The 15508-nt window shown below is 71.0% G+C and carries 10 protein-coding genes; 3 read left to right on the forward strand and 7 right to left on the reverse strand.

Annotation, left to right across the window (positions count from 1 at the left end; genetic code table 11):
- Window positions 1-27: 27 nt before the first annotated feature.
- Window positions 28-1371 carry an ABC1 kinase family protein gene (locus M8859_RS04685; RefSeq protein WP_159920831.1) on the forward strand — a complete coding sequence of 448 codons (1344 nt, stop codon included), beginning with the start codon at window positions 28-30 and terminating at the stop codon, window positions 1369-1371.
- 160 nt (window positions 1372-1531) lie between these two features.
- Here the strand turns inward: M8859_RS04685 and M8859_RS04690 are convergent, their stop codons facing one another.
- The 3 genes from M8859_RS04690 to M8859_RS04700 form a co-directional block, all read right to left on the reverse strand.
- Window positions 1532-1855, reverse strand: a complete 324-nt coding sequence (locus M8859_RS04690) for a WhiB family transcriptional regulator (protein ID WP_159920829.1) — start codon at window positions 1853-1855, stop codon at window positions 1532-1534.
- Between the two features lie 138 nt (window positions 1856-1993).
- The gene (locus M8859_RS04695) at window positions 1994-2332 is read right to left on the reverse strand and encodes a hypothetical protein (protein WP_159920827.1); all 339 of its coding nucleotides are present in this window, start codon (window positions 2330-2332) and stop codon (window positions 1994-1996) included.
- A 112-nt stretch (window positions 2333-2444) separates the two neighbouring features.
- On the reverse strand, window positions 2445-4592 hold the full coding sequence (locus M8859_RS04700; protein ID WP_249643916.1) for an ATP-dependent DNA helicase UvrD2: 2148 nt from the start codon (window positions 4590-4592) through the stop codon (window positions 2445-2447).
- A gap of 218 nt (window positions 4593-4810) precedes the next feature.
- On the opposite strand from M8859_RS04700, the gene M8859_RS04705 reads away from it, so the two are divergent.
- Window positions 4811-5041 (forward strand): mycoredoxin, encoded by a 231-nt coding sequence (locus M8859_RS04705; RefSeq protein WP_086007524.1) that lies wholly within the window; start codon window positions 4811-4813, stop codon window positions 5039-5041.
- Window positions 5042-5084: 43 nt separating this feature from the next.
- Here M8859_RS04705 and nudC read toward each other — a convergent pair whose 3' ends face one another.
- Both nudC and M8859_RS04715 read right to left on the reverse strand, forming a co-directional pair.
- Window positions 5085-5990, reverse strand: a complete 906-nt coding sequence (gene nudC / locus M8859_RS04710; RefSeq protein ID WP_159920825.1) for an NAD(+) diphosphatase — start codon at window positions 5988-5990, stop codon at window positions 5085-5087.
- Between the two features lie 46 nt (window positions 5991-6036).
- The gene (locus M8859_RS04715; RefSeq protein WP_249643897.1) at window positions 6037-7092 is read right to left on the reverse strand and encodes a potassium channel family protein; all 1056 of its coding nucleotides are present in this window, start codon (window positions 7090-7092) and stop codon (window positions 6037-6039) included.
- Between the two features lie 616 nt (window positions 7093-7708).
- Here M8859_RS04715 and M8859_RS04720 point away from each other — a divergent pair.
- A complete protein-coding gene (locus tag M8859_RS04720) occupies window positions 7709-8122 on the forward strand; it encodes a DoxX family protein (protein WP_249643898.1) in 414 nt (137 codons plus the stop codon).
- On the opposite strand, the gene M8859_RS04725 is transcribed toward M8859_RS04720, so the two are convergent.
- Window positions 8079-11990: an ATP-dependent helicase gene (locus M8859_RS04725; RefSeq protein ID WP_308221160.1), complete on the reverse strand. Its 3912-nt coding sequence runs from the start codon at window positions 11988-11990 to the stop codon at window positions 8079-8081. The genes M8859_RS04720 and M8859_RS04725 overlap by 44 nt on opposite strands.
- A 55-nt stretch (window positions 11991-12045) precedes the next feature.
- Window positions 12046-15477 (reverse strand): ATP-dependent helicase, encoded by a 3432-nt coding sequence (locus tag M8859_RS04730; RefSeq protein WP_372492848.1) that lies wholly within the window; start codon window positions 15475-15477, stop codon window positions 12046-12048.
- Between the last annotated feature and the right edge of the window lie 31 nt (window positions 15478-15508).

Below are 15508 nucleotides of genomic sequence, written 5' to 3' on the forward strand. Positions count from 1 at the left end.
GGCTGGTCCGTCCGCCATGATGGGTACGTGTCTGAGATTGTGCGCCGTCGCTCGTCCCGCAACGCCAAATTGGCCAAGATCCCGCTCGGCATCGCCGGGCGGGCAGCCGTCGGGTTCGGCAAGAAGCTCGCCGGAGGCGACAAGTCCGAGATCAACGCGCAGCTCAACCAGAAGGCCGCCGAACAGTTGTTCACCGTGCTGGGTGAGCTCAAGGGCGGCGCGATGAAATTCGGACAAGCGCTCAGCGTGATGGAGGCCGCAGTACCGGAGGAGTTCGGCGAGCACTATCGCGAAGCGCTCACCAAGCTGCAGGCCGCCGCGCCGCCCATGCCCGCCGCAACCGTCCACCGGGTGCTCGATCAGCAACTCGGCACCCAGTGGCGCACCCGTTTCCGTGACTTCGACGACGCACCGGCCGCTTCGGCCAGTATCGGGCAGGTGCACCGGGCGGTGTGGTCGGACGGGCGGACCGTCGCGGTCAAGGTGCAGTACCCCGGCGCCGACGAGGCCCTGCGCGCGGATCTGAAGACACTGTCACGTATGTCCGGTCTGGTCGCCTCCGTGATCCCGGGTGCGGACGTCAAGCCGATCCTCGCCGAGATCACCGAACGCACCGAAGAAGAGCTGGACTACCGCAACGAGGCGGCCAACCAGCGCGCCTTCGCCAAGGGCTTCGACGGGCACGGCGAGATCGTGGTGCCGAAAGTGGTGGCCAGCGCGCCGAAAGTGATCGTCACCGAATGGCTGGACGGCATCGCCGTCTCCACGATCATCAAGCAGGGCGCCGAGGACCCGGCGGGCACTCTCGCGCTGCGCAATCGTGTCGCGGGGCTGATGGGCCGGTTCCACTTCTCCTCCCCGGAGGTCGTCGGACTACTGCACGCCGACCCGCACCCGGGGAACTTCATGATGCTGCCCGACAACAGGCTCGCGGTCATCGATTTCGGCGCCTGCGCACCGATGCCCGACGGCTTTCCCCCGGTGCTGGGCCGGATGCTGGCCCTCGCGGTCGAGGAGCGTTTCGCCGAACTCACCGAACTGCTGTACGACCACGGCTGGGTCATTCCCGGCCGGGTGGTCACCCACCAGGAGATCGCCGACTATTTGCGCCCGTTCACCGACCCGATCCAGACCGACTCGTTCCACTTCACCCGCAGGTGGATGCAGCGCGTGGCGGGTAAAGCCTCGGAGTTGTCCAGCCCGGAGATGAAAACCGCGCGGGCACTGCAACTTCCGGCGGAATACGTGATGATCTTCCGCGTGCTCGGCGGTTCCGTCGGCATCTTGGCGCAACTCGACGCCGAGTTGCCGTTCATGCAACTCGTCCGCACCTGGATGCCCGGTTTCACCGAAGAACGTACTGCTTCCTGACTCTCAGCGCCGCAGGCGCCGCAGATCGGACACCACGCAGAGCAGCCGCCCACCGACGACCGGTGGGCGGCTGGTCTGCTTTCTCGTTCGTTGGCTCGGCCCGTGCCGGGACCGACCGAATCGAGCACATCGACCGGAGGGAGGGAAGTCACTCCCCGGCTCACGCCGGGACCGCGACCTTGCGCGGCCGACCGCGGGGACGCTTGCGGGCGATCACGACACCCTGGTCGAAGATCTCACCGCCCCAAACACCCCACGGCTCACGGCGATCCATGGCGGCGCTCAGGCAGCCCTTGCGGATGGGGCAGGTCGCGCACAGCGCCTTGGCCTGCTCCAACTGGACCGGGCTCTCGGCGAACCAGAGGTCCGGATCTCCAGCACGGCAGGGCAGGACCTTGGTGATCTCCTGGGACGGAGTAGTCGACGCCACGGTTCGGCATGTCACGTCAGTAGTGGCCTGCGGCCAACCCTGTGCGGTGAACACGTCGTTCTCCTTCAGCTTGTTGCAGCGGTTCGTTTCGTTGAGCGGCGAAACCGGTGCCGGTCGGCTGAAGGGCCGGAGAATACTGGCCACGGTTTCGCTGTCGCGCGATCCGTGGCCAGGAGGTCGGGGAAGAGTTCCCTACCTAGGTCGACATCTGTGTCGAGTCCTGTTCACGGTCGCTGGGTGTGCGGTGCGGAGGCGTGCTGCCCGCGGATCCGCCGGCTCGAAGCCGACTTCATCCGCGAAGACACCGAGTGCTGCCTCGGCAGCCGTCGGGTGCCAGCCCGCGCTGGGCTTGCCCTGGATTTCGGTACGGATCGAGGCGTGCATGGCAGCGCAATTCACTTGCGTGCCGAACGTGCCGAACCCACCGATTTCGGACAGACCGATCCCCTGCAAGGCGAGGATCCCCCGGGAGGCCGCCATAGGCGCATAGACCGCAACGCCATTGGCGCTGAAGTTCGTGGTGTTGCCCATTGCTCTGCCTCCCTCCTGTACTCGTGTTTGTCGGTAACTGTGCGCGCCGAGATGCCCTCCCGGTGCGTGAAATCCACCATAGGCAAGATCTTCCAGCGCCACAACCTATTTTCTACCTGCGGTTTTGTGACCTTGATCGAAGCCGGGACGCGACGATCGCGAGCACGTCGGCGCCGAACTGGTCGATCTTCTTCGCGCCGATGCCCGCGATCGCGGCCAGCGCGGCGTCGTCGGCGGGCAGTTGTTCGGCGATCGCGGTGAGCGTGGTGTCGGTGAACACGACGAATTCGCGCACCCGCAGTGCCTGCGCCTTCTCCGAACGCCAGTCCCGCAGTGCCGCAAGCAATTCGGCGTCCAGTTCGGCCGGGCAACGGCGGCAGCGGCCGAGCATCGTCGCATAGGTGCCGATCAACGGCTTCGCGCAGACCCGGCAGGTCGGGCGGACGCCGTTCGGGGCCTGCGGCGCGGCCGCGATCCGCGACGCGGGCGAATCGTCGGGGACGAGGCCGTTGAGGAATCGCGAACGCCGCCGCGTGCGCCTGCCCCCTTCGTTTCTGGCCAGCGCCCAGGACAGTCGCAAATGTTCGCGCGCCCTGGTGACCCCGACGTAGAGCAACCGCCGCTCCTCCTCGAGCGCCGCCTGGTCGGCGACCGAGCCGTCGTCGGCGAGAACGTGCGCGATCGGCATGGTCCCGTCGGACAGGCCGACGAGGAACACCGCGTCCCACTCCAAGCCCTTGGCGGCGTGCAGCGAGGCCAGCGTGACCCCTTGCACCGTGGGTGGATGCCTGGCCTCGGCGCGCGCCGCGAGTTCGCGCAGCAGCCCGGTCAGGTCGAGCCGCTCGCCGTTGCCGACCAGTTCCTCGGTCAAGCGCACCAGGGCGACCAGCGAGGACCAGCGTTCGCGCGCCTGGGCGCCTGCGGGCTCGGTAGCGGTGAGGCCGAGCGGGGCGAGGGCCGCGCGGACCAGTGAGACCAGCGCTTTGCCGCTGCGTGCCTGATCGGGCAAGTCCTCGCGGGTCGCGACCTGCCGCAGCGCCTGCACGGCCTGCCTCACCTCCGCTCGGGCGAAGAAACCCTCACCGCCGCGCACCTGGTACGGGATGCCGCGCTCGGTGAGCGCCTGCTCGTAGCTCTCCGACTGGGCATTGATCCGATACAGGACGGCGATCTCGGCGGCCGGTGTGCCCGCCTCGATGAGCCGGCCGATCGCCTTGGCCACCGCCGCGGCCTCCGCGGGCGCGTCGTCGTATTCGGCGAACACCGGTTCGGGCCCGTCGGCGCGCTGGCCGATCAATTGCAGCCTGGTGCCCGCGATGCGCCCGCGCGCCGACCCGATCACCCGGTTGGCCAGCGACACCACCTGCGGAGTAGAGCGATAGTCACGTTCCAGACGGACCACGGTGGCATCGGGATAACGACGGGAGAAGTCCAGCAGGTAGCTCGGCGTGGCGCCGGTGAACGAGTAGATCGTCTGGTTGGCGTCGCCGACGACGGTGAGGTCGTCCCGCTCGCCGAGCCAGGCGTCGAGCACGCGCTGTTGCAGCGGCGTGACGTCTTGGTACTCATCGACGACGAAACTGCGGTACCGGCCGCGAAATTCGTCGGCCACCGCCGGATAGTCCTCCAGCGCGGCCGCCGTATGCAGCAGCAGGTCGTCGAAATCCAGCAGCAGCCCGTCCGGCGTCGCCTTGAGCTTCTCGTAACCGGCGTAGACGTCGGCGACGCGCAGCGCCTCATAGGGGGTCTCGCGCCGCTGCTCGGCCACCGCCGCCATGTAGTCCTCCGGCGCGATGAGCGAGGCTTTCGCCCACTCGATCTCGCTGAGCAGGTCGCGGACGCTGTCGGTGGCCGTGGACAGTCCCGCCTGGTGCGCCGCCTGCGCGACGATGGGGAACTTCGCATCGATCAGCCGCCACGGTACGTCACCGACGATCTGCGGCCAGAAGTACTTGAGCTGCCGCAACGCCGCCGCGTGGAATGTTCGCGCCTGCACCTGGGTCGCGTCGCCGCCGAGGCCGAGCGCGCGCAGCCGGGTGCGCAGCTCCCCCGCCGCCCGCGCGGTGAACGTCACCGCGAGCACCTGATCAGCCTTGACGTGCCCCTGCGCGATCAGGTGCGCGATGCGATAGGTGATGGTCCTGGTCTTGCCGGTGCCCGCGCCCGCGAGCACGCACACCGGGCCGCGCGGCGCGCGGACGGCGGCGGCCTGCTCGGGATCGAGGTCGGCGAGGTCGAGAGCGGGCACGCGGTCCATCATGTCAGCGGCCACCGACACGCACCGTAGCGCCGTCGCGTGCAGCGGTGTCACGCCCGCGTCGGCGGCACACGCGGACGGAGCCTTTCCTTCCTTGCCGCAGGTCCCCACCGCTGTGGACGGTGAGAAGCCGGCGCCGGTTGGAAAAAGGTTCGAGTTGGAACAGTGCGCGGGTCTCCGGCGTTGCAGTCTCCGTGACTGACGCGAACCCCACCCTGACGATGTACTCGACCACCTGGTGCGGCTACTGCCGCAGGCTCAAGAAGCAGCTGGACGAGGCGGGCATCACCTACGTCGAGATCGACATCGAGCAAGATCCGGCGTCGGCCGAGTTCGTCGGCAGTGTCAACGGCGGCAATCACGTCGTGCCGACCGTCAAGTTCGCCGACGGCTCCACAGCGACCAACCCGTCGCTGGCGGCCGTCAAACAGGTCCTCGCCGGTCTGTCCTGATCAGGCGCGCGCGGGTCGTCCCGACCCGCGCGCGAGCATGTGCTCAGTCGATCGCGGCCCAGGATTCGACGATGGTGCGCGCGATGGAGATCGAGCCGGGCAGCAGCAGCTCGGCGCCCTCGCCCTGCTTCGACCAGTCGCCCACCGCCAGCGCTTCGCGCACCTGCGCGCGGGTGAACCAGTTGGCTTCGGCGATCTCCCCGTCGGAGAAGACCAGCGGCTGCTCGGGATCGGCGACCGCGGCGAAGCCGAGCATCAGCGAGCGCGGGAACGGCCACGGCTGGCTGCCCAGGTAGCTGATCTCGCGCACGTCGAGGCCGACTTCCTCGCGCATCTCGCGCTCCACGCAGCGTTCCAGCGACTCGCCCGCCTCGACGAACCCGGCCAACAGCGAGAACAGCGACTTCGGCCAGCTGTGCTGACGCGCGAGCAGCACCCGGTCACCACCGTCGTGGATCAGGCAGATCACCGCCGGATCGATCCGGGGAAACTCCTCGTAACCGCTCTCGGTGACGCGCGACCACCCCGCCTTGGCCGCGGTCGTCACCGTGCCGTCGGCACCGTGGAATCCGGCCTTGTCGTGCCAGTTCAGCAATGCGATCGCGGTGGAGAGCAGCCCGGCGGTGCGGTCGTCGACGGTGCCGCCTGCCAGCGCGCGCAAATCGGTCAGCGTGCCCTCCAGCTCCGGGTCCCGCACCGCCCAGAGGTGGATGTCGTCCTCGACGCCGAGGAACACCGCGGCCGGGCTCGGCTCGGCGGACAACTCGAGTGCCGATTCCAGGACCAGGACGCCCTCCTCGAACCGCGCCTGCCCGCGCCGGTTGACTCGCAAGAGTCTCGCGCTGCCCCAGCCCTCCTTCAGAGCCTGGGCATCACCCCGGATCTGCTCGGCCCGGTCCACGACGGCACGGGACAACAACGGAACACTATTGAGCTGAAAAGCGGACACGGTTCGAGACTATCGCGCCCTGGCTACCACCCGGCCCGCGCCGTGATCACTTCGCCGATCGACGGATGTAGAGCAGTTTGTCGCGCGCCTCGATCGCGTCGACCTCCGGCTCGCCCACCCGGTGCAGCACGCCGTTGCGCACCACGCCCAGGACGATATCGCCGAGATGCCGTGGCGAGCCGCCGATCTCGGACGGCTCCACCTCACGTTCGGCGACGGCGAAGCCCTCCTCGGGCGTCAGCAGATCTTCCATCATCTCCACGACCGTCGGCGTGGTCGTCGCGATGCCGAGCAAGCGGCCCGCGGTCTCCGAGGACACCACCACCGAGTTCGCGCCGGACTGCCGCACCAGGTGGGTGTTCTCCGCCTCCCGGATCGCCACCACGATCTTGGCGGTCTTGTTCAACTCCCGGGCGGTCAGCGTGACCAGCACGGCGGTGTCGTCGCGGTTGGTGGCGACCACCACCGACTCGGAGTTCTGCACACCGGCCAGTCGCAGCACGTCGGATTGGGTGGCCGAGCCGTGCACCGTGACCAGCCCGGCGTTCGCCGCCGCCTCCAAAGCGACCATGTCGGTGTCCACCACGACGACGTCGGCGGGCTGCACGCCGTCGCCGAGCATCGCGTCGATCGCGGTCCGCCCCTTCGTGCCGTATCCGACGACCACGGTGTGATTGCGCACGGTGTGCCTCCATCGCTGAATCTTGAAAGCCTGCCGGGAACGTTCGGTCAGCACGCTGAGGGTAGTTCCGACCAGGACGATCAGGAAAAGGATGCGCAGCGGGGTGATGATGACGATATTCGCCAACCGCGCATCGGGCGTCACCGGGTGGATGTCGCCGTATCCGGTGGTCGACAGCGAAACCGTGGCGTAGTAGAACGCGTCCAGGAACGACAGCTCGTTTCCCGAGTTGTCGTGGTAACCGTCGCGCCCGATATACACGACCAGCGCGGCCAGGAAGAGCAGCCCCGTCGCGAACAGCACCCGCCTGGTCAGCGAAATCCACGGGCTGGCCTGCACTTCCGGGATGCGCAGCACGCCGACCAGAGCGAAATCGGGGCGATTGGCCAACCCCAGAGCACGCGCTCGATCACCGAACACCGGACACACCCGCCGGTTCGTCGCTCGTGTCGGTCATCTCCGGTATTCCTTGTCCCTCCGGCACAGGAGGGCAGCCTACTGTGTTTGATTCTCCAGCGCCTGCGGCGCTGGGTGTTCGCGGCCCCCTTGTGGCTCGCGTCCGAGCGACCGCCGCTGGCGACTTCGTCGCGGACGCGGCGGCCACTCGGACGCGAGCCGGGCCGCGACCGGCCCATGCTCGGTCTCGCTTCGCTCGAAACCGGGAGTCGAGCCGAGCCGGGCACGTCGGCATTCGAGTACCAGACGTAGATGTATGCCCGCAACGGCTCACCGTCGAGTCGACGGCACCCGCCACGGCTACTCGGATGCGCGCCAGGTCGTCAACGGCACATGCTGAAGCCCTCAGGTCGCGTCCACGCGAAGAGCGCTCGCTCCTTCGTCGCTTACGCAGCGGCCACTCGGACGCGAGCCGGGCCGCGAACGGTACATGCTCGAGCCCTCAGGTCGCGTCCACACGAACGGCGCTTGCTCGGTCTCACCGGGGTGAGACATGTCGGATTGGGCGGTGAGGGGGCGAAACGCCGAGCCCGCATCAGGTCGAGTCGACGCGGCCGCCGGGTGAATGCAAGGGTGCCTCATGGCAGAAAACACGCTGACACCCGTGGCCGAAGCCGGGCGGCGGCCCGCGCTGGCCCTGGCCACCCTGCTGTTCGGTAGTGGGGTGCTGCACTTCGTCTGGCCGAAGCCCTTCGATTCGATCGTGCCCCGCTTGCTGCCGGGCCGGGCCCGCGACTACACCTACGCCTCCGGCGTGGCCGAACTCGGCGTCGCCGCCGCGCTCGCGATCCCGCGTACCCGCGGGTTCGGCGGACGTCTCGCGGCACTGCTGTTCATCGCGGTGTTCCCGGCCAACGTGCAGTTCGCCGCGGATGTGCTGGCCAGCGAGAAGGCCCCGCGGCTGGTCAAGATCGGCGCGGCGCTGCGGCTTCCGCTGCAGATCCCGCTGATCACTTCATCGCTGGCGGTGAGCCGACGGGCGCGGCGTTCCTGACCAGCTCGGCCAGTTCGTCCGGACCGGCCAGGTTCCTCGGCGCGATGGTGCGCCCGGTGCGCACGTAGTGGAACGCCGCGCCGATCCGGGGCAACATCTCCTGCTCGGACCGTCCCTCGCGCGCGGCCATCAACCGTGCCCACGCCAAGCGGTACACGGCCAGCTGCATGGCCACCGCGGGCTCTTCGGCGGCGCTGGGCTCGGCGCCGGTCTTCCAGTCCACCACGATCCAGCCGCCGCCGGGTTCGGCGAACACCGCGTCCATCCTGCCGCGGATCACGGTGCCCGCGATCGAGGTCTCGAACGGGATCTCGACCTCGATGGGGCTGCGGTCGGCCCACGGCGAGTTCAGGAACGCCTCCTGCATCGCGGTGAGTTCGGCGTCCAGGCCCGCGTCGGCCGCGCCGCTGTCGGCCGCGCCCGGCAGTTCGTCCAGACCGAGCAGGCGGGTGGAGCCGAACCAGCGCTGCACCCAGGCGTGGAACGCGGTACCGCGGCGGGCCAGCGGGTTCGGCGGGTAGGGCAGCGGACGACGCAGGCGGGCGGCGAGTTTCGCGGGGTCGGCGCGCAGCTCAACCAGTGCGGTCGCCGCGATCTGACCGGGTAGCTCGACCTCCTCGGCCGCGGCAGCGGCGGCCTGGTGTTCGGCCAGCAAGGCGTCCACGTCGGCGGCCCAGCCTTCCGGATCGTCCGGGTCCGGCACCGGATGAGTGTGCTCCGGCCGGTACGGGTCCTCCGGCGGGGGCGGAGCGAAGCCGGTCGCGGCGAACGGCTCGTCAGCGGACAGGTACTCCTCCACCGGGTCCGGCGCCGAGCCGAAATAGGGCTCGATGTCCGCGTAAGGGTCGGCGTATTCGGTCGCGAGGACCTCGAAGTCGTCCGCGAACTCGTCCGGTGGGACCTCGTCGTCGGGCGGATAGTAGGCCGGTTCGTCCGGGTATGCCGACGCGTCGTCCAGCGGCGGCAACTGCCCTTCGAGGAGGCCGCGGCCCTGGGCGGTGTCGTGTGGCGCAGGACCGGCGTCGGCAGGGCGGGAGCGCAGATCGGCCAGAGCGGCACGGACCAACGCCGCGCCCTGTTCGACGGGGTCGCGGCGGGTGCTGAGCGGGTCGCGCGGCCACTCGGCGGTGGCGGGGTTGTCGGTGAACGGGTTGACGGCGTCGGCCGCGGGCGGGTCGTCCCAGCGGTCGATCGTCAAGACGTCGTATGCCGGGCTGTCGGGGTCCTGGTGCGCGTGCTTCAGCTCCAGCAGGAAATCCGAGGGCCCTTTCGGGGAGCTACCGGTCTCCGCCCAGTGGTGGGCCGAGACGAGCAGCACGCGTTCGGTTCTGGTGAGCGCGACATAGAACAGGCGGCGTTCCTCATCGATCCGGCGGCGCTCCAGCGCCTCCTTGTGCGCCTTGATCGCGCGGTCGAGGTCGGCGCGGTCGTAGAGGTCGGTGAGATCGAGCACCGGCACGCCTTCGGCCGCGTCGTCCTGCTTCCGGTCGCCCCGCAACGACGTCGGCAGCTCGGCGAGCGCGCCCAGCCACGTGCCGGAACCGACTTTGGACGGGAAGACGCCCTCCACCACGTGCGGCACGGCGACGATCTCCCATTCCAAGCCCTTCGCCGCGTGCACGGTCAGCACTTGGACCCGGTCCTTGGCGACCTCGACCTCGCCCGGCTCCAGGCCGTTCTCGACCTCCTCCGCGGCGGCGAGGAACGCGAGCAGTCCGCCGAGCGAGGCGCCGGTGTCCGCGGCGTAGCCCGCCACCACTTCGGCGAACGCGTCCAGATGCTCGCGTCCGGCCCCGGTGCCCGCCATGGCTCGTCGCGTCTGGGTCTCCACGCCGACGCCGATGGTGCGCTCGACGTCGGCGACCAACTCCGCCAGCGGCTGCCCGCTGCGTTCGCGCAACGCGGCCAGCTCCCGTCCCAGCGCCTCGATACGGGCGAACCCGGCCTGCGAATACTGCTGCCGCGGACCGGGATCGGCGATCGCGTCGGCCAGCCCGGCCTGCTCGGCCGGTTCCGGCGCCACTTCCCGCAGCGCCTCGTCCAGCGCCGCGCCGTCGGCGATCTCGGCCGGGCCCTGCGACCCCGGAGGCCGGATGGACAGGTCCCTGGCCCGGCGGGCGAGCGCGGCGATGTCGGCCACTCCCAGGCGCCAGCGCGCGCCGGTCAGCACACGCATGGCGGCGCTGCCGGAGCCCGGTTCGGCGATCAACCGCAGGGTGGCGACGATGTCGGCGACCTCCGGGGTGGCCAGCAATCCGCCGAGCCCGACGATCTCCACCGGGAGCCCCTGCGCGCGAAGGGCTTCGGCGAGCGGCGCGGCATCGGCGTTGCGGCGCACCAGCACCGCCGACGTGGGCGGCGGCTGCTGCGCCGCGCGCCGGGCGGCCCACTGCGCGGCGATCCGCTCGGCCACCCACTCGCGTTCGTCGGCCACGGTCGCGGTCAGCGCCAGCGCCACCACTCCCGCTCCGGCATCGGGCTTGGCGCGCAAGGCGTCGACGGTCACGCCGCCGCCTTCGATCGCCTTGCGCCGCAACGGTTCCGCCACCAGATTCGCCAGTGCCAGCGCCTCCGGCGGATTGCGCCAGCTGGTCAGCAACGCCAGCGTGGGGGCGGGCACGCCCGGTGCGGTGGGGAAATCGGTGGCGAACCGGGGCAGATTCGCCGCCGAAGCGCCACGCCAGCCGTAAATCGACTGCATCGGGTCCCCGACGGCGGTCACGGCGAGCCGCTGCGCTCGCGGGTCTCGCGGCGGGGTCCGCTGGTCGTGCCTCCTGGTCTCGGCGCGAGGGTCGTGCGCACCGGCGAACCGCGGTCGGCCCTCTTGCGTCATGTCCCCGGCATCGGCGCGCTGGGAGGTCGGCGCGAAGTGGGCGTCCTGCGGACCGTCACCGAGTGGGGACGCTGTCTCCGGCGGAAGCTGGTCTTCCACCGAGGAATCGTCATCGGTTCTCTGAGTGCCGTCCTCCGCGCCACCGAACAAGGCGGCGAGCAGGACTCGCTGGGCGTGGCCGGTGTCCTGGTATTCATCGAGCAGGACCAGGCGGAAGCGGGCGCGTTCGGCGGCGGCGACCTCGGGATGCTCGGCGGCCAGGCGCGCGGCCAGCGACATCTGCGCGCCGAAATCCAGTGCGCCGCGCCTGCGCAGAGCCTCGGCGAGCTGCTGCACCAGCGGCAGCAGTGCCACCCGTTCCCGCTGCACCTGCACGATGTTCAGCAGGGTCTGACTGGGCCCGCCGCGCTGTCGCGGACCCGCGGGCAGTGTGTGCACCAGCTTCGCCAGCTCGGTGTGCGCCTCGGCCAGTTCCTCGGGCTCGACCAGATGCTCGGCCAGCTGCCCGGACAACGCGAGCACCGCCTCGGTGACCGACACCGGGGTGCGGTCGGTCTCCAGGTCTCCGTCCCAGGCGCGGACCACCTGATGGGCGAGCTGCCAGAGCTGTGTCTCGGTCAGCAGCGTCGCCGAGGGCTCTACCGGAAGCAGCAGGCCGTGTTCGGTGAGCAACCTGCCCGCGTACGAGTGGTAGGTGCTGATCTCCGGTTCCGCGCCGGTCAGCTGGGCGCGCAGCCGACCGGTCGGGTCGAGTTCGCGCAGCAGCGGCGCGCCAGCGAGCCGGGCCAACCTGGTCCGGATGCGGGCGGTCAACTGCTGTGCGGCTTTACGCGTGAACGTCAGCCCGAGCACTTCGTCGGGCAGCACGAGCCGGTTCGCGACCATCCACACCACGCGGGCGGCCATCGTCTCGGTCTTGCCCGCGCCCGCGCCCGCGACGACGAGGGTCGGGCCCGGTGGGGCCGCGATCACGGCGGCCTGTTCGTCGGTCGGCGGCGGCAGGCCCAGCGCTTGCGCGAGCTGATGCGGCGTCACCCGGCCCGTCACCGCGCCGCCCCGGCGATCGACCGCGGCGAGACCGACGAGGCGCTCACTCGTCGGTCACCTGCCTCCCGCGGTCCTGCACGGGGCAGCTGCCCGCCACCGCGCAGTGGCGGCATCCGTCGTTACGCATGGCGAGGTAGCTGGGGCCCTGCGTGGACGCCGCGGCCTGGTGAATCGTGTCGCGCCACTGGTCGAGCGCCTCGGCGTCCAACGGTGGCTGCATGCGCTGGGTCGCGCCTTCGGCCTTGCTCGGCTTGGCGACGTACACCAACCGCGCCCCACCGGGCTCGCCGGACGGGCCGGTCGCGGTGGCCGCGTCGTCGGGGCCGGATTCCGCCGGAGTGTCGAGGGCGCCCATGGCCGCCGCCACCTGATAGGTCGCCAACTGTGCGTGATCGACGGCGGCCTGCTTGGTGACCGGCGACTTGCCGGTCTTCACGTCGACGATCACGAAGCGTCCCTGCGCGTCTCGCTCGAGCCGGTCGACGCGGCCCCGGATCCGCACGGCGCGTTCGTCTTCCGTGCGCGCGGGCAACACGCAGTCGACCGGCACCTCCACACCGGCCTGGGTGAGTTCGCCGCGAGTGTTGCGCACCCAGGACGAGAAGGTCGCCAGCATCGCCTCGGTGCGGCGCAGCTCCTGCCGGGAATGCCAACCGCTCCCGGGGTCGACCGCCTGCCAGGCGCGCTCCAGCGCCGCGCGCACTTCGCCCTCGGGCACCTTGCCCGCCAGCGCCTGCACCAGCGTGTGCACGAGGTTGCCCTTGACGGCGTGCGGGTTGTCGCCGTCGGTGCCGCCGTTGCGTTCCAGCGCCCAGCGCAGCGGGCAGGTGCGCAGCATTTCGACGGTGGAGGGCGACAGGGCCACCGCCGCGTCGTCCTCGCTCCACAGCGGACGCCGCGAGCTGAGCTCGGCGGTGCCGTACCAATCGTCGGGATGGGTGCCGCGCACGCCCCCGTCCGCCAGCCGGGCGAGCTGGTGTGCCGCGCGACGCCTGCGCTGCGGGTCGGCCTCGGGATCGCAGACGACGCCGCGCAATTCGGCCACCAGGGAGTGCATCACCAGGGCGCGACCGGGATCGACCACCGGCAGCGCACCGGGCTCGCTGTCGTCGTCGTGCCCGAGCAGCTCGGCGAGGAAGCGCGACGGCACCAGGTCACGTTCGCCCGACACCGACTCCACGGCGGTGACCAGCAGCGACCGCCGGGCCCGGCTGCACGCGACGAGCAGCAGCCTGCGTTCCTCGGCGAGGATCGGCGCCGCACGGCTCACCCGCTCCCCCGCGTCGGACACCCCGGCGGTGAGATCGACCAGCTCCTCGGTGTGCAGCAGCGTGCCACGGGAGCGCGGATTGGGCCAGATCCCCTCCTGGACGGCGGCGACCGCGACCACGTCCCATTCCCGACCGGCGGCGGCGTGCGCACTCAGCAGCGCCACGGCCTCGCGCGGCGCGGTGCGCGGCGCCGCGTCCTGCGGGATCTCCTGGTGCGACAGGTATTCGACGAATCCCTCGATGCTCGCGCGGGGCAACCGGTCGACGTAGGCCGCGGCCGCGTCGAACAATCCGACGGCCGCGTCGAGGTCGCGGTCGGCCTGCATGCCGACCGCGCCGCCGCGCTCCGACTGGGCCACCCAGCGTCGCTCCAGCCGGGAACCGGTCCACAACGCCCACAGGACGTCCTCGAGGCCCGCGCCACGCCCGCGCGCCTTGCGCGCCCGGCGCAACGTGTCCAGTACCCGGCGCAGCGGCGCGGCCTCGACGTCGGTGAGGCGATCCAGGAGCGCCGGATCGGCGGTCCCGATCAGCAGGTCGCGCAGTATCTGCGCGGAGGGGCGGTCGAGGTCCGCGCCGCGATCCGGCGGCGAGTCCCCGGCCGGGTCCGGAGCCTTCGCCCTGGCGCGCACGGACTCCAGCACCGCGCGCCGGATACCGCGCCGCAACCGGCGCAAGGAGATCTGGTCGGCGCCGCCGAGCGGCCCGGACAGCAGATCCAGGGCGTCCTCCGGCTCGAACGCGGGTTCGGCGTCCCGCTGCGCCGCCTCGCCCGCCAGCACCGCGCGCAGCGACAACAGCATCCAGGCCGCGCCGCGCCTGCGCGCCAGCGGCGTGTCCAGCGCGGGCTGCTGCACCGGGACGCCCGCGGCGAGCAGGGCGCGGCGCAGCGGCGCCAGCGACAGCGGCACCGAACGGACGATCACCGCCATCCGCGACCACGGCACCCCGCCGGTGAGATGCGCGCGGCGCAAATGGTCGGCGATGAGCGCGGCTTCCTTCGCGGGTGTGGCCAGCACGCGGACCCGCACCTCGGTGCCGTCCTCCCCGGGTTCGGCGCTTTCCGGCACGGGGATGCGCTGCGGCGCACTGCCCGGCAGACGCGCGGCGATCCGCGCGACCGCCAGCTCCACCTGACCGCTGAAGCGATGATTGTCCCGCAGCACGACGCGCCGCTCGCCGGGCACGTCGAGTTCGGCGACGAACCGCGCGTCCGCGCCGCGGAAGGCGAAGACCGCCTGATCGGGATCGCCCGCGATCACCGTGGTGCGCGCGCTGTGCCCGATCACCTCGACCAGCATCGCCGCCTGGGGGTCCAGGTGCTGTGCGTCATCGACCAGCAGGTATCTGATTCGAGCGCGTTCGGTGGCAAGCAGATTCGGGTCGGCGGCCAGCGCGTCCAGCGCCGCGCCGACCAGTTCGGCGGCGTCCAGGGCGGGCGCGGTCGCCTCCGGCGCCTCGACGCCGACCGACCAGCGCAACAGCATCGTCTGCTCGTAGCGGATGGCGAACCTGCCCGCCGCCACCCACTCCGGCTTGGCGTGCTCGCGGCCGAGGCGCACCAGATCCTCCGGCCCGATGCCGCGTTCGGTGGCGCGCAGCATCAGATCGCGTAACTGCTCGGCGAACCCGCCGAGCGCGAGCGCGGGCCGCAATCGCTCCGGCCACAGACTCCGCGCACCCTCGGCCATGTCCACCAGGTCGCCGCGCAGCATTTCGCGCAGCACCGCGTCCTGTTCGGCGCCGGTCAGCAGACGCGGCGGCGGGTTGCCGTGCGCCATCGCGTGTCTGCGCAGCACGGAGAAAGCGTACGAGTGCAGCGTGCGCACCAGCGGTTCTCGTGTGGCGCCGGGCACACCGCCCTCCGCGCCCGGTTCCGGTCCGCTCAGGCGCGTGGTGATGGCGTCACGCACGGCGCCTGCCGCCTGTTTCGAATGGGTCAGCACCAGCACCGATTCCGGATCGGCTCCGGCCGCGATGCGCCCGGCGGCGACATCCACCAGCAGGGCGGTCTTGCCGGTGCCCGGGCCGCCGAGTACCTGCCAGGGCCGCCACCCGGGGCGCGCGGGACCGGCCTCGGCCGCGGCGTCCAGCAGCGCGCGGACGTCGGCGCCCCAGTCTCGCGGCCGGGGCGCCACCACATTCCGGCGAACCAGTCGCACCGCGCCATCCGATCGCACCACGCGGGCTATTGCAACAGACACGACCGACACGCCGGTACACGCCTCCGCATGA

It is taken from the genome of Nocardia sputi (assembly GCF_023501985.1).

Bases quoted from the DNA above. Each gene is read 5' to 3' on its own strand.
- M8859_RS04705 (WP_086007524.1), top strand. From the start codon at position 4,811: ATGTACTCGACCACCTGGTGCGGCTACTGCCGCAGGCTCAAGAAGCAG.
- M8859_RS04720 (WP_249643898.1), top strand. From the start codon at position 7,709: ATGGCAGAAAACACGCTGACACCCGTGGCCGAAGCCGGGCGGCGGCCC.
- M8859_RS04700 (WP_249643916.1), bottom strand. From the start codon at position 4,592: ATGATGGACCGCGTGCCCGCTCTCGACCTCGCCGACCTCGATCCCGAG.
- M8859_RS04695 (WP_159920827.1), bottom strand. From the start codon at position 2,332: ATGGGCAACACCACGAACTTCAGCGCCAATGGCGTTGCGGTCTATGCG.